The organism is Ensifer sp. R1-3 (genome assembly GCF_056739175.1).
On the sequence record NZ_CP096515.1, the window covers coordinates 1418019 to 1431719 of the forward strand.

At 61.6% G+C, this 13701-nt stretch carries 18 protein-coding genes; 8 read left to right on the forward strand and 10 right to left on the reverse strand.

Annotation, left to right across the window (positions count from 1 at the left end):
- Positions 1–125: 125 nt before the first annotated feature.
- Positions 126–341, forward strand: a complete 216-nt coding sequence (locus tag M1D43_RS06860; RefSeq protein WP_153314175.1) for a hypothetical protein — start codon at positions 126–128, stop codon at positions 339–341.
- Positions 342–811: 470 nt separating this feature from the next.
- On the opposite strand, the gene M1D43_RS06865 is transcribed toward M1D43_RS06860, so the two are convergent.
- Positions 812–1969 carry a pyridoxal phosphate-dependent aminotransferase gene (locus M1D43_RS06865; RefSeq protein ID WP_003533080.1) on the reverse strand — a complete coding sequence of 386 codons (1158 nt, stop codon included), beginning with the start codon at positions 1967–1969 and terminating at the stop codon, positions 812–814.
- 228 nt (positions 1970–2197) lie between these two features.
- Here M1D43_RS06865 and M1D43_RS06870 point away from each other — a divergent pair, with 228 nt between their 5' ends.
- The 5 genes from M1D43_RS06870 to aat all read left to right on the forward strand — a co-directional run bounded on the left by M1D43_RS06870 (position 2198) and on the right by aat (position 6031).
- A complete protein-coding gene (locus M1D43_RS06870; RefSeq protein WP_003533078.1) occupies positions 2198–2965 on the forward strand; it encodes a DsbA family protein in 768 nt (255 codons plus the stop codon).
- 139 nt (positions 2966–3104) lie between these two features.
- Positions 3105–3551 (forward strand): type II 3-dehydroquinate dehydratase, encoded by a 447-nt coding sequence (aroQ, locus tag M1D43_RS06875; RefSeq protein ID WP_003533076.1) that lies wholly within the window; start codon positions 3105–3107, stop codon positions 3549–3551.
- 23 nt (positions 3552–3574) lie between these two features.
- Positions 3575–4051, forward strand: a complete 477-nt coding sequence (gene accB / locus M1D43_RS06880) for an acetyl-CoA carboxylase biotin carboxyl carrier protein (protein ID WP_003533074.1) — start codon at positions 3575–3577, stop codon at positions 4049–4051.
- Positions 4052–4063: 12 nt separating this feature from the next.
- Positions 4064–5407, forward strand: a complete 1344-nt coding sequence (gene accC, locus M1D43_RS06885; RefSeq protein WP_003533072.1) for an acetyl-CoA carboxylase biotin carboxylase subunit — start codon at positions 4064–4066, stop codon at positions 5405–5407.
- 9 nt (positions 5408–5416) lie between these two features.
- Complete coding sequence (gene aat, locus M1D43_RS06890; protein WP_003533070.1) at positions 5417–6031, forward strand: leucyl/phenylalanyl-tRNA--protein transferase; 615 nt, start codon at positions 5417–5419, stop codon at positions 6029–6031.
- 94 nt (positions 6032–6125) lie between these two features.
- Here aat and M1D43_RS06895 read toward each other — a convergent pair whose 3' ends face one another.
- From M1D43_RS06895 to gatB, 4 genes are all read right to left on the reverse strand, one after another.
- Positions 6126–6578: a DUF2155 domain-containing protein gene (locus M1D43_RS06895; RefSeq protein ID WP_003533068.1), complete on the reverse strand. Its 453-nt coding sequence runs from the start codon at positions 6576–6578 to the stop codon at positions 6126–6128.
- Between the two features lie 118 nt (positions 6579–6696).
- Entirely contained in the window at positions 6697–7092 is a 396-nt protein-coding gene (locus M1D43_RS06900) for an NADH:ubiquinone oxidoreductase subunit NDUFA12 (protein ID WP_003533066.1), read from the reverse strand.
- Between the two features lie 167 nt (positions 7093–7259).
- Complete coding sequence (locus M1D43_RS06905; RefSeq protein WP_003533058.1) at positions 7260–7757, reverse strand: GNAT family N-acetyltransferase; 498 nt, start codon at positions 7755–7757, stop codon at positions 7260–7262.
- Between the two features lie 2 nt (positions 7758–7759).
- Positions 7760–9262 (reverse strand): Asp-tRNA(Asn)/Glu-tRNA(Gln) amidotransferase subunit GatB, encoded by a 1503-nt coding sequence (gene gatB / locus M1D43_RS06910; protein WP_028011285.1) that lies wholly within the window; start codon positions 9260–9262, stop codon positions 7760–7762.
- A 334-nt stretch (positions 9263–9596) separates the two neighbouring features.
- Between gatB and M1D43_RS06915 the strand changes: the two genes are divergently transcribed.
- Entirely contained in the window at positions 9597–9851 is a 255-nt protein-coding gene (locus M1D43_RS06915; protein ID WP_003533053.1) for a YjhX family toxin, read from the forward strand.
- A 104-nt stretch (positions 9852–9955) separates the two neighbouring features.
- On the opposite strand, the gene gatA is transcribed toward M1D43_RS06915, so the two are convergent.
- The 3 genes from gatA to M1D43_RS06930 form a co-directional block, all read right to left on the reverse strand.
- Positions 9956–11437 carry an Asp-tRNA(Asn)/Glu-tRNA(Gln) amidotransferase subunit GatA gene (gatA, locus tag M1D43_RS06920; RefSeq protein WP_028011286.1) on the reverse strand — a complete coding sequence of 494 codons (1482 nt, stop codon included), beginning with the start codon at positions 11435–11437 and terminating at the stop codon, positions 9956–9958.
- Between the two features lie 49 nt (positions 11438–11486).
- Entirely contained in the window at positions 11487–11774 is a 288-nt protein-coding gene (gene gatC, locus M1D43_RS06925) for an Asp-tRNA(Asn)/Glu-tRNA(Gln) amidotransferase subunit GatC (protein WP_003533050.1), read from the reverse strand.
- Between the two features lie 104 nt (positions 11775–11878).
- The gene (locus M1D43_RS06930; RefSeq protein ID WP_003533048.1) at positions 11879–12583 is read right to left on the reverse strand and encodes a metal-dependent hydrolase; all 705 of its coding nucleotides are present in this window, start codon (positions 12581–12583) and stop codon (positions 11879–11881) included.
- 123 nt (positions 12584–12706) lie between these two features.
- Here M1D43_RS06930 and ruvX point away from each other — a divergent pair, with 123 nt between their 5' ends.
- Entirely contained in the window at positions 12707–13204 is a 498-nt protein-coding gene (ruvX, locus tag M1D43_RS06935) for a Holliday junction resolvase RuvX (RefSeq protein ID WP_010969171.1), read from the forward strand.
- On the opposite strand, the gene M1D43_RS06940 is transcribed toward ruvX, so the two are convergent.
- Both M1D43_RS06940 and M1D43_RS06945 read right to left on the reverse strand, forming a co-directional pair.
- Positions 13138–13473 carry a DUF6105 family protein gene (locus tag M1D43_RS06940; protein WP_003533044.1) on the reverse strand — a complete coding sequence of 112 codons (336 nt, stop codon included), beginning with the start codon at positions 13471–13473 and terminating at the stop codon, positions 13138–13140. The genes ruvX and M1D43_RS06940 overlap by 67 nt on opposite strands.
- Complete coding sequence (locus tag M1D43_RS06945) at positions 13470–13625, reverse strand: hypothetical protein (RefSeq protein ID WP_192923465.1); 156 nt, start codon at positions 13623–13625, stop codon at positions 13470–13472. Before M1D43_RS06945 ends, M1D43_RS06940 begins: the two co-directional genes overlap by 4 nt.
- Positions 13626–13701: the final 76 nt, after the last annotated feature.

The following is a 13701-nucleotide window of genomic DNA, read 5'->3' on the forward strand; positions in this document are numbered from 1 at the left end:
TGGCTGGGGCCGCGTGGCGGCTCAGTTGTGACCTGCCTCTTTGAAAACTCCGCACTTTCCGGACGGAAAGCGGCACACGCTTTTCCTTATCCCGCTCTATACTTTCCCGAAGGGAGGACGAGGCCATGCGCAAGTTCACAGTCATCGTTACGGAAGAGTTCGAAGCCGACACTGCCGAGGAGGCCGCCTTGCTCATGTATCAGCAACTGACCAACGGGCCGGCACCTCTGCATTATTCGGTCACGGATGAAACGAAGATTGCAACCAGCCTGACACTGGACCGGAAAAAGGCAGATGAATTTGCCAGTGTCGATCACACTGCAGACCCCGGCAATTGGTAAGCCACGCGTAACCGGCCGATGTGCGGATACCCATGTCTGGAGCAGAGCACTTCCACGCAAAGCATGACAGCTCTCCGTCGGAGGTGCTTGGTCGAACGACCGAAAGCGTTTCGCCGTCCAGTGAAACGTGAAGCGCTCTAAAGGCCTGTTGAGATCCGGGATACCCGGGGCGGCTTGTTTGATTACCTCATCCCTGTGCTCGTCACAGGATGAGGTGAGGAGAGATTGCAGTCCTCCGATAGGTTTCACAGGCCGGTTAGAGCCAGGCCATGCGCGCCGACAAAACAGCCCAGAGCTCCAACGCCATCACCCATCTCGCAGCAGCCGTCATAAACTCCGGATGAACCTCAACAGGCCTTAGAGCGGGATGAGGAAAAGTGTGTGCGGTTTTCCGCCCGCATCCCGCTCTAAACTATTGGAATCGATCACGTTCATGTTTTTAGGTCGACCCGACCTAAAAACATCGTGATCTAGGCCAGCCAGCGCGCGATGCGGTTCATCGCCTCCTCCATCTCGGTAGCCGCGCCCGCATAGGAAAAGCGCATGGTGCGATGCCCTTCGAGGGGATCGAAGTCGAAGCCGGGCGTTGCCGCAACGTCGATCTCGGCCAGCATCCGACGGGCGAAGGCCATGCTGTCATTGGTGAAGCGGCTGACATCCGCATAGGCGTAAAATGCGCCGTCCATCGGCGAGGCGATCGAAAAGCCGATCTGCGGCAGCCGTTCGAGCAGCAATGCGCGGTTCGCGGCATAGGCGCGCTTGTAGCCGTCGAGCTCCTCATGCGCGCCGAGGGCCGCCTCTGCGGCAATCTGTGATAGCTCCGGCGGCGAAATATAGAGGCTCTGCGCGATGCGCTCGAAGGCACGCACCCGCGCCTCGGGCAGAACCATCCAGCCGATGCGCCATCCGGTCATACAATAATATTTGGAGAAGGAGTTGATCACGACGGCGTCGTCGGCGACTTCAAGCGCCGTCGTCTCTTCCCCGGCGAAAGTAAGGCCGTGATAGATCTCATCGGAAATGAAGGCTATCGAGTGGTCCCGGCAATAGTCGGCGAGCGCCTTCAGCTGCGCCTTGCCGGTCACCGTTCCCGTCGGGTTCGCGGGGCTTGCGAGAAGCACGCCCTTCAGCGGTTTTCCGGCACGTGCCGCGGCGCGCTCGAGGCTGTCCGGGGTCAAAGTGAAGCCGGCCTCGGCATTGGCTTCGATCTCGACCACTTCGAGGCCGAGCGCAGCCATGATGTTGCGATAGGCGGGATAGCCCGGCCGGGCGATGGCCACGCGATCGCCCGGATCGAACAGGGCGAGAAAAGCGAGATTGAACCCGGCCGACGATCCGGTCGTCACCGCAATCCGCTGCGGATCGAGCGTGATGCCGTGCCGGCTGTGATAATGAGCGGCAATCGCCCTCTTCAGGGAGAGTGTGCCAAGAGCGTCCGTATAGCCGAGCCGACCGTGATCGAGCGCCCTCCTTGCAGCATCGAGTGCCGCTTTCGGCGCCGGATGCGCGGGCTGACCGACCGCCATGGATATGACCGGGTGGCCGCAATCGCGCCGCCGCGTGGCTTCGGCCAGCACGTCCATGGCGTGGAACGGCTCGACTGCGCTGCGTTTCGACATCTGTGCCAAATGACTGGTCCTCACGAGTTTCTCTATGCCCTTTGCCCCATCGCTTACGGCTTCACAAGTCCGCGAACGCCGCAATTCGGCCCATTTTGCCGTTTCGTTTGCCCGGGCCAGGTCCTATGGTTCAACCAATCGGCGCAAGCCGGGACTTGTCGTCGTCTTCAAACTGGCGCATTGACGCAAGCGTGCGGACTCTACGACCGACATAGAACAGCAGACCACGAGGAAAGAATGACGCTCAAGATGAAGATGATTGCCGCAGCATCCCTGATCGCGCTTGCTGCCGGCGTCGCCCTGCCCGGGCCGGCGGCGGCGCTCGATGCCAAGCAGAAGGAGGAATTCGGCGCCTTCATCAAGGAGTACCTGCTCGCCAATCCGGAGATCATGCTGGAAGTGCAGGAAGCGCTCACCTCCAAGCAGCGGGCCAAGCAGCAGGAAACCGCCCAGGCGGCAATCGCCGACAACAAGAAGGCGATCTTCAACTCTGACTACGACATAGCCCTCGGCAATCCGGATGGCGATGTGACGATCGTCGAGTTCTTCGATTACAACTGCGGCTATTGCAAACGGGCCATGTCCGACATGGACGACATCCTCGCCAAGGACAAGAATGTCCGATTCGTTCTCAAGGAGCTCCCAATTCTCGGACCGGATTCGCTCGCGGCCCACAAGGTCAGCGCCGCCTTCCGCGTGATCGCACCGGAGAAATACGGCGATTTCCATCGCGCCCTGCTCGGGGCAGAGGAACGGGCGACGGAGGAAACCGCGATCGCCGTTGCGGCCAAGCTCGGGGTGACCGAAGCGCAGTTGCGCGAAAAGATGGATGACGGACCGTATGATGCCTCGGTGCGCGAAGCCTATACGCTCGCCAACGAGCTCGGCATCACGGGAACGCCTTCCTATGTCGTCGGCAACGAGGCGGTCTTCGGCGCTGTCGGGGCGCCTGAGATCGAACAGAAAGTCGCCAACATGCGTGCGTGCGGCAAGACGGTCTGCTGACGGCCGGCCGGCACGCCGGCGGCTTTCGCCCTATCGGAACAGCACGACTTGTGGACAAATCCCGCGGGAACCCAGGGGGCTTTTCCTCGGGGAACCATCAGTCTATAGGTAACCCTCCATCACCGGACCGGAATCCCTTATGCCTTCGACTATCTTTGTGCTGAACGGCCCAAACCTGAACGCGCTCGGCAAACGCGAACCGGGTATCTATGGCGGCAAGACGCTTGCCGACATCGAAGCCATGTGCAAGGAGGAGGCCAAACTCCTGGGCTTCGACGTCGACTTCCGGCAGTCGAACCATGAAGGCACCTTGGTCGACTGGTTGCACGAGGCTGGCGAAAAGGCAGTCGGCATCGCCATCAATCCCGCCGCCTACGGACACACCTCCATCGCCATGCACGATGCCATTCGGGCGATCACCGTCCCCGTGGTGGAGCTGCATCTTTCCAATATTCATGCGCGCGAAGAATTCCGGCACAAGTCGATGATCGCGCCGGCCGTCAAAGGCGTTATCTGCGGTTTCGGCGCACAGAGTTACATTCTGGCGCTGCATGCGCTAAAGAACCTGACGGAAAAATCCAAATAAGAAGAACACGAGGCTCATATCCCATGGCTGAAAAGAAACCGGGTATCGATCAGGCGCTGATCCGTGATCTCGCCAATATCCTCAACGATACCGACCTGACCGAGATCGAAGTGGAACAGGACGATCTGCGCATCCGCGTTTCGCGGAACGGCACGCCTGTTGCCATGTCCATGCCGGCGATGCCCGCCTACCAGGTGCCGCCCGCCATTGCCGCCGGCCAGCCGGCTGGTGCGCCCCAGGGTGCCGCCGAAGGCGGTCACAATGCCAAGAACGCAGTGACGGCCCCCATGGTCGGCACCGCCTATCTCGCCCCGGCTCCGGGTTCCCGCCCCTTCATCGAAGTCGGTGCGGTGGTAAAGGAAGGTCAGACGATCCTGATCATCGAGGCAATGAAGACGATGAACCAGATTCCCGCCCCCCGCTCCGGCAAGGTGACGGAAATTCTCGTGCAGGACGCCGCTCCGGTCGAATATGGCGAACCCCTGATCGTGATCGAGTAGGGCACGGTGGCGATGATCTCGAAAATCCTCATTGCCAATCGCGGCGAAATTGCTCTGCGCGTCCTGCGCGCCTGCAAGGAGCTCGGCATCGCGACCGTAGCCGTGCACTCGACGGCGGACAGCGACGCCATGCATGTCCGGCTCGCCGACGAGAGCGTCTGCATCGGCCCGCCGCCTTCGCGCGAGAGCTATCTGAACATCCATCAGATCGTTGCCGCCTGTGAGATCACCGGTGCGGATGCGGTGCATCCGGGTTACGGCTTCCTCTCGGAGAACGCAAAGTTCGCCGATATCCTCGATGCGCACGGCATCACTTTCATCGGACCGACTGCCGAGCACATCCGCCTCATGGGCGACAAGATCACCGCCAAGAAGACGGCGGAAGAACTCGGCATTCCGGTCGTTCCGGGCTCCGATGGCGAAGTGAGGCCGGAGAATGCCCTGGAGATCGCCCGCCAGATCGGATTCCCCGTGCTGATCAAGGCGACGGCGGGTGGCGGTGGCCGCGGCATGAAGGTCGCCCGCACCGAGGAGGAACTCGAAAATGCGGTTGCGACGGCACGTTCCGAAGCCGCGGCCGCATTCGGCAACGACGCGGTCTACATGGAGAAGTTTCTCGGCAAGCCGCGCCATATCGAAATACAGGTCGTCGGGGACGGCGAAGGCAATGCGATCCATCTCGGTGAACGCGACTGCTCGCTGCAGCGCCGCCATCAGAAGGTATGGGAAGAAGCCAACTCCCCGGCCCTGAACGTCGAACAGCGCATGAAGATCGGTCAGGTCTGCGCCGACGCGATGAAGAAGTTGAAGTATCGCGGCGCCGGCACGATCGAATTCCTCTACGAGAACGGCGAGTTCTACTTCATCGAGATGAACACGCGCCTGCAGGTCGAACACCCGATTACCGAAGCGATCACCGGGATCGACCTCGTGCACGAGCAGATTCGCGTGGCGTCCGGAGCCGGCCTCTCCGCCAAGCAGGAGGATATCGTCTTCTCCGGTCACGCCATCGAATGCCGCATCAATGCCGAAGATCCGCGCACCTTCGTCCCTTCCCCGGGCACGATCACGCATTTCCACGCCCCGGGCGGCCTCGGTGTGCGCGTCGACAGCGGCGCCTATCAGGGTTACCGCATACCCCCCTACTATGACAGCCTGATCGGTAAGCTGATCGTCCACGGCCGGACGCGCGTCGAGTGCATGATGCGGCTGCGCCGCGTGCTTGACGAATTTGTCATCGACGGAATCAAGACGACTCTTCCCCTTTTTCAGGACCTGATCAACAATCAGGATATCGCAAACGGCGATTATGATATCCATTGGCTGGAGCACCATCTGGCCACAACATCCGCATAGGATACGACATTGAAGGAGACGCGCAGCAAACAACCGGATATCACGCCGGACATGTTGTTGCGCGCCTACTCGATCGGTCTCTTCCCCATGGCCGACTCGGCCGACGATCCGGAACTTTTCTGGGTCGAGCCCGAGATCCGCGGCATCATTCCGCTGGACCGGTTTCACGTCTCGCGCAGCCTCGCCAAAGCGATCCGCAGGCGCCCCTTCGACATTCGCTTCGATACGGCCTTCGCTGAAGTCATGGAGGGGTGCGCGCAGCCCGCACCGGACAGGCCGACGACCTGGATCAACGACACGATCCGCTCCCTCTATGCGGCCCTGCACAATATGGGCCATGCGCACAGCGTCGAGGCCTGGGAGGGAGATGCGCTCGTCGGCGGCCTCTACGGCGTTTCACTCGGCGCAGCCTTTTTCGGCGAGAGCATGTTCTCGCGCCGCACCGGCGCATCCAAGATCTGCCTCGTCCATCTGGTCGAGCGATTGAGGTCGAAGGGGTTTCAGCTCCTCGACACGCAGTTCACGACCGAACACCTGAAGTCCTTCGGCGCAGTCGACGTGCCGAAGGCTCAGTACGAAGTTCTGCTCGCGAAAGCGATCGCCTCGCCAAATCTCGAATTTTGAGGATTATGCCTTCTCAAAGGGAAGGCTTACGCTTTGCGTCGCTCCAGTGACACGCACAGGGAGAACGATCGCAGAAGGCGCCCTGTCAAGTGCTCTATTGCTTTGCCGCAGTGTCGGGCGGCGGAACTTCGGAGGTGGACTTGCAGGATTGCAGCCAAACGTCATAGACGGGGTGCTCGACGGCGTTGAGCCCCGGGCTGTCGGCAAACATCCAGCCGGTAAAGATGCGGCGGATCTTCCGGTCGAGCGTGATTTCGTCCACCTCCACAAAGGTGGTCGTCTTCGGCGCTTCCGTTTCGTCGCGGCTGTGGCAAACGCGCGGAGTTACCTGCAGCGCACCGAATTGCACCGTTTCGCCGATATAGACGTCAAAGCTGGTGATGCGGCCGGTGATCTTGTCGATGCCGGAGAAGACCGCCACGGCGTTGGAAAGGCGTGCCGCCTGCGCGGTTTCGACGGCAGACGTCACCGGAGCGGCAAGGAGAAGGGCAATGGCCGCAAACCGCCCTCCCCGGCCAATCAAATCCCGCAGACAGAAACCCGCCATTACCGCCAATCCCCCGCACATTGCTGTTAGTCCCGGATGGACTTCAGGCGCTAAACCCGAAATGTGGCTGCGCCGTGATCGTCCCGCAAGTCGCGGGACGATGCCCGAGAAGCCCGGCTCAGGAGCGCGGCGTCCAGGCGTCGTAGTCGCCGGTCACACGCGGGCGCTTGCCGGCACCGGCAATCGACCCCTTCGGCCGGTAGGCATTGGGCGTACCGGTCGGGTTGGCGCGGTGCGGCTTCTGCCATTCGCGGACCGCATATTTCTCGTCGGCGGGGGAGACGTCGGTGCGATGATGCATCCAGCCATGCCAGCCCGGCGGGATCGCAGACGCCTCGGCGGGACCGTTGTAGATCACCCAACGCCGCGTCCGTCCCTCGGAGTCCGTGCCGCCCTGATAGTAGACGTTGCCGAATTCGTCTTCCCCGACGCGCTGGCCATGGCGCCAGGTGTGAAACCGGGTACCGATCGTCTGTCCATTCCACCAGGTGAAAATCTGCAGCAGGAGCTTCATATGCATCGTCCTTTACCGGCCGATGGGAGCCGGCCGGATATCAAAATCTCGCCCCCGCTTATGCCGCGCCGCTTTCGCCTTGTCCAGTGATTCCGCTCCCGGCTCGGGTCTTTCACCCGCATCTCGAGGCCGAAGCGCCTGTGTTCGCATCGATGCGGCGTGAAAGGTCAGGAAAGGCGCTTTTCCAGGATGAGCGCCGGTATGCCGGACTGCTCGTCGCCGCAACTGGATGTTTTTGCGACTTCCACAAATCCGTGTGCGCGATAAAAGGCGAGCGCGTGCAGGTTCTGCGGCTCCACCTCCACCCGCATGCGTTCCGCATCCGGGAAGCAGGTCTCGAGCTCCGCGAACATGTCGCGGCCGACGCCATGGCGTTGATGCTTCGGCAGCACATAGAGCTGGTGCAGCACGGCTGTCTTTTCCAGCGACTCGGACATGGCGGCATAGCCCATGCCGGCAAGCTCGCGGCCGTTGTCGGCGACGACAAACTCGGAATGCTTGCGCTGCAGGCGCGCGCGAAGGGCCTCGATCGAATGCCACTTCGCCGTCAGTTCATTGACCTTTTCGGCACCGTAGAACGTATCGTAGGTCGCGTGCCACGTCTCGGCGAGCAGAGCGCGAACCTTCTCGAGGTCACGCTCGCTCGCGGTTCGGACGAAGAACATCGTCACTCCTCGATGCCGAGTTTGGATTTTACCAGGGCCTGCACCGCCTGCGGATTGGCCTTGCCGCCGGTCGCCTTCATCACCTGCCCGACGAACCAGCCGGCGAGCGACGGCTTCGCCTTGGCCTTTTCCACCTGGTCGGGATTGGCGGCGATGATCTCGTCGACCGCCTTCTCGATCGCACCGGTGTCGGTGACCTGCTTCATACCGCGGCTCTCGACGATTTCGGCCGGATCGCCTCCCTCGTTCCAAAGGATTTCGAAGAGGTCCTTTGCGAGCTTGCCGGAAATGGTGCCATCCTTGATGAGATCGATGATGCCGCCGAGCTGCGCCGGCGAGACCGGCGTTTCCTCGATGGTCTTGCCGGCCTTGTTCAGCGCGCCGAGAAGATCGTTGATCACCCAGTTCGCCGCCGCCTTGCCGTCACGGCCTTCGGCCACGGCTTCGAAGTAATCGGCAATCGCCTTTTCCGAGACGAGAACGGACGCATCGTAAACGGACAGGCCGAGATCGCGAACGAAGCGTTCCTTCTTGTCGTCCGGCAATTCGGGGAGGTCGGCCTTGAGCGCTTCCACGAAGGCATCGTCAAACTCGAGCGGCAGGAGATCCGGATCGGGGAAGTAGCGGTAGTCGTGCGCCTCTTCCTTCGAACGCATGGAGCGGGTCTCGCCCTTGTTGGCATCGAAGAGCCGGGTCTCCTGGTCGATCGCGCCGCCGTCTTCAAGGATCGCGATCTGGCGACGGGCCTCGTACTCGATCGACTGGCCGACGAAGCGGATCGAGTTGACGTTCTTGATTTCGCAGCGCGTGCCGAAAGCTTCGCCCGGACGGCGAACCGAGACGTTGACGTCCGCGCGCATCGAGCCCTCGTCCATATTGCCGTCGCAGGTGCCGAGATAACGCAGGATCGAGCGAAGCTTGGTGAGATAGGCTTTCGCCTCGTCCGACGAACGCAGGTCCGGCTTCGAGACGATCTCCATCAGCGCGACGCCCGACCGGTTGAGGTCGACATAGGACATGGCGGGATGCTGGTCGTGCATCGACTTGCCGGCATCCTGCTCCAGGTGCAGGCGCTCGATGCCGATCTCGACGTCTTCGAACTGCCCCTGGCGGTCCGGACCGACGGAAATGATGATCTTGCCCTCGCCGACGATCGGGTCCTTGTATTGCGAGATCTGGTAGCCCTGCGGCAGGTCCGGATAGAAATAGTTCTTCCGGTCGAAGATCGAGCGATTGTTGATCTTTGCCTTCAAGCCGAGGCCGGTGCGCACGGCCTGCTTGACGCATTCCTCGTTGATGACCGGAAGCATGCCCGGCATTGCGGCATCGACGAGCGAAACATTGGCATTCGGCTCCGATCCGAACTCGGTCGACGCACTGGAGAACAGCTTCGAATTGCTCAGCACCTGCGCATGGACCTCCATGCCGATGATGACCTCCCAGTCGCCGGTGGCGCCTGGAATGAAGCGTTTCGGATCAGGAGTGCGGACGTCGACGATGCTCATGTCATGCTCTTCTTTGAAGCCTGAATTCGTGGTTTCTCGGTAGAGCAATTGATCCCACGGTGCAAGCTTTCAAGGCGCGGCCGCACACATGGGGCGCTGGACAATGCCGGCTCTGGCAGCCGGTCTTTGCAACCTTGACGATTGCGCGACGATCTCCTAGAAAGCGCGAGATCCGACAGGAGTATTTATGTTCCATCAGTCTGAGTCCCGGTAAGGGCCCTGCCCGCTTCCACTGAAAAGCGTGCATGGGCCGGAAACGTAAACCCCGCTCTTCTCACGAAGAACGGAACGTTTTCCTGCGTTCTGATGAACGCTATTCCGGAATACTCTAACGATGGACATTTCGCGCGCCGAACAGCGCATTCTTCACCATTTGGCCCAGGGCGGCCGCATTGAAATCACCCGCGAAGGCAAGGCGATCGCGGAAATTCGCTGCTTTACGAGAGACGGCTGGGTCTATCCCGGCGTAGATCTCGAGCTTTTCCGTAAGCTGAAACGGAAGAGAGCGATCAAGTCATCCGCCGGTAAGCCCTATCGCATTACCGAACGCGGACTGCACCTGGTCAGATCGGAGCTCAACAACCGCTGAGCGCCGGCGATCCGCATCGCATCGGATACCGGAGATATCGTCTCCGGTGTTCGATGCGGTCGGTATTGCCGCGATTTCCGGCAGCTTGCGGTCTCTTTACGCCGTCACCACCATTTAGACGGCGTGAAGCGGCCGGCTGCCTGTTCGATGACATGGGCCGTCTTGAACAGCGTTTCTTCCTCGAAGGGCTTGCCGATGAGCTGCAGACCGAGCGGCAGCCCCTTGCGGTCGAGCCCGCCCGGCACCGCAATGCCCGGAAGGCCGGCCATGTTCACCGTCACGGTGAAGATGTCGTTCAGGTACATCTTCACCGGATCGGATGCGAGGTCCTCGTCGGCAATGCCGAAGGCGGAGGACGGCGTGGCCGGCGTCAGGATCGCATCGACGCCCGCCTGAAATGCGAGCTCGAAGTCGCGCTTGATCAAAGTCCGGACCTTCTGCGCGCGCAGGTAATAGGCATCGTAATAGCCGGCGGAGAGCACATAGGTGCCGATCATGATACGACGCTTGACCTCCTGGCCGAAGCCGGCGGCGCGCGTCTTTTCATACATGTCGATGATGTCCTTGCCGTCGACACGCAGGCCGTAGCGAACGCCGTCGTAACGCGCGAGGTTGGACGACGCTTCGGCCGGAGCGACGATGTAGTAAGCGGGCAGCGCGTATTTCGTATGCGGCAGCGAGATATCGACGATTTCGGCGCCGGCGTCCCTAAGCCAGGCGATACCCTGCTGCCAGAGCGCCTCGATATCCTCCGGCATGCCGTCGACGCGGTATTCCTTGGGAATGCCGATCCGCATGCCCTTGATCGACTGGCCGATCGCGGCTTCGTAGTCCGGCACCGGCAGATCGACGGACGTCGTGTCCTTCGGATCGATGCTCGCCATCGACTTCAACAGGATCGCCGCATCGCGCACGTCGCGGGCGATCGGGCCCGCCTGGTCGAGCGACGAGGCGAAGGCGACGACGCCCCAGCGCGAGCAGCGGCCATAGGTCGGCTTGATGCCGACGGTGCCGGTGAACGCCGCCGGCTGGCGGATCGAGCCGCCGGTATCGGTCGCGGTGGCGCCGGCGCAAAGACGCGCCGCGACCGCGGCCGCCGATCCGCCGGAAGAGCCGCCCGGAACCAGGTCCAGATTCGAGCCCTTAGCGCGCCACGGGTTCTTGACCGGTCCGTAATAGGAGGTCTCGTTAGACGAGCCCATGGCGAACTCGTCCATGTTAAGCTTGCCGAGCATGACGGCGCCGTCGTTCCACAGGTTCTGGGTCACGGTCGACTCGTAGCGCGGCTCGAATCCGTCCAGTATGTGGCTGCATGCCTGCGTGTGGATGCCCTCCGTGCCGAAGAGATCCTTGATACCGAGCGGGATGCCCTCGAGCGCGCCGGCCTTGCCGGCTGCGATGCGGGCGTCCGAGGCCTTCGCCATCTCGCGGGCCTTTTCCGGCGTAACGGCGACATAGGCGTTGATCGTCTCGTTGGCTGCCTCGATCGCGCCAAGATAGGCGTCGGTCAACTCGACCGCGGTGATTTCCTTGGCGGAAAGCTTCGCGCGGGCTTCGGCGATCGTGAGGCTCGTAAGGTCGGTCATGGTGTAATCGGACTTTCGCATTCGGAACGGCGGGACGGGCGGCGGGTGGTTACTCGACCACCTTCGGAACGAGGAAGAAGTTGCGATCCGAATTCGGCGCATTGGCGACAATGTCGTCCGCCTTGTCACCATCCGCGACGATGTCGTCGCGCTTTTTCATCTTCATCGGCATCACCGACGTCATCGGCTCGACTCCGTCGACATCCACTTCGGAGAGCTGCTCGACGAAGCCCAGGATACCGTTGAGTTCGCCGGTCATCCGCTCGGCTTCCTCATCGCTGACGGCGATGCGGGCAAGGCGCGCGACGCGCTTCACGGTGGCAAGGTCTACGGACATGATCGTCTCCGGTATCGCAAAGTTTCCCCCGCTATAAAGGCGAGTTGCACAACGTGCAACTCGCGAATGGCGCCGACCGGCTTCCGGCTGGGCTGCGCTCCTCTTCAGAGGGTTACTGCGCCACCGACCTCGGGGGTGGCGACCAATGTCGAGGCGCCGTCCATGCCGGCAATGAAGGTCTCCGGCGTCTGGTCGATGATCGGGAAGGAGCCATAGTGGCAAGGGATCGCCGTGTTGAACTTGAAGTAACGCTGGCACGCGAGCGCGGCCACGGCACCGCCCATGGTGAAACGGTCGCCGATCGGCACGATGCCGATTTCCGGCTCGTGCAGTTCCTGCACGAGCGCCATGTCGGAGAAGATGTCCGTGTCGCCCATGTGATAGAGCGTCGGCTCGTCGTCGAAATGGAGAACGAGGCCATTGGCATTGCCGAGCGAATGCGAAACGCCGTCGTCGGTGATCTGCGCCGATGAATGCAGCGCGTTGACGAATGTGGCGGTGAAGCTCCCGAGCTGGATGGTTCCGCCCGTATTGCCCGGCTCCAGCTTCGAAATGCCCTGCCGGCCGAGCCACATGCAGAGGTCGAAATTGGCAAGGACCGTCGCGCCGGTTTCCTTGGCTATGGCAACGGTGTCGCCGACATGGTCGCCGTGGCCGTGGGTCAGCAGAATGTGGGTCAGTCCCGCCGTTGCGGCCTTGCGCTCCTCGTCCCGAAAGGCCGGATTGCCGGTGAAGAACGGATCTATCAGGATTTTGGCTTTCGCCGTTTCGATATGGAAGGCGGAATGTCCCAGCCATTTGATGTTCATGATGTTCTCCTCAGATCGCGCGCGGCACCCCAGGCGAGTCGGGCGATAAAATTGATCGATTTATGTCTAGGACAAGCATATGGATCAGACCAGCGCACTGGAAAGATCGAATCGGTAAATCCCATGGCAATTCTCACGATGGAGGAACTCGCGGAGCGGCTGCCGCCCTATCAGTCGGTGGCAGGCCTGGACCTCGGGACGAAAACGATCGGCATTTCGGTTTCCGATCTGGGGCGGCGCTTTGCGACGCCGCGCGAGGTGATCCGCCGCGTCAAGTTCGGCGCCGACGCGCAGGCGCTCCTGTCTTTTGCGGAGAAGGAAAAAATCGCCGCCTTCATCATCGGCTTGCCGGTGAATATGGACGGATCGGAAGGGCCGCGCTGCCAGGCGACGCGGGCCTTCGTGCGCAATATGGGAGAAAAGACCGATATCCCCTTCGTCCTCTGGGATGAACGCCTGTCCACGGTGGCAGCCGAGCGGGTACTGATCGAAATGGACGTATCGCGGAAAAAGCGGGCCGAACGCATCGATTCGGCCGCCGCTTCCTTCATCCTTCAGGGAGCGCTGGATAGATTGGCATCGCTGGCGAGAGGCGCTTCCGGCGATCGGGACGCGCCGTAACGGCGCCGATACCAGGCCGCGATCTGCCTCCGCTTCCTGAGCGCGACAAGGCCGAACACGATCAGGCTGTCGACGATCATGGCCCGGGCGACGAGCGGCGGAATGGTTTCCGGCGGGATTCCCAGGATACTCCCGTAAACCCGGAAGACGAGCTCATGCGCCTCTCGCGTCAGCATGAAGACGCCGAAGCTCATGTCATAGTAGGAGAGCCCGTACCAGCCCGTAAGCAGCATCACGGGACCGCCCCAGAAGATCAGCAACCACTTCATGAAGCGCCCCTCTCCGGCTGGTGACCGCTAAGAAGCGGAACGATTGCACGATCAAGCAGGACGAACGTGGTCAGGACGGCCGCGAGGTTCGCTATGTCGAGCGCCAAGCCGGCGAAAAAGATCACCATGATGATCAGCAAGGCAGCTCTCACCGGCCGCTCCGTTCCATCCTTAAAAAATCACACCGCCAGTATCTCCGCCTCGGAGGCAGAAGCGCAACGTAAACCA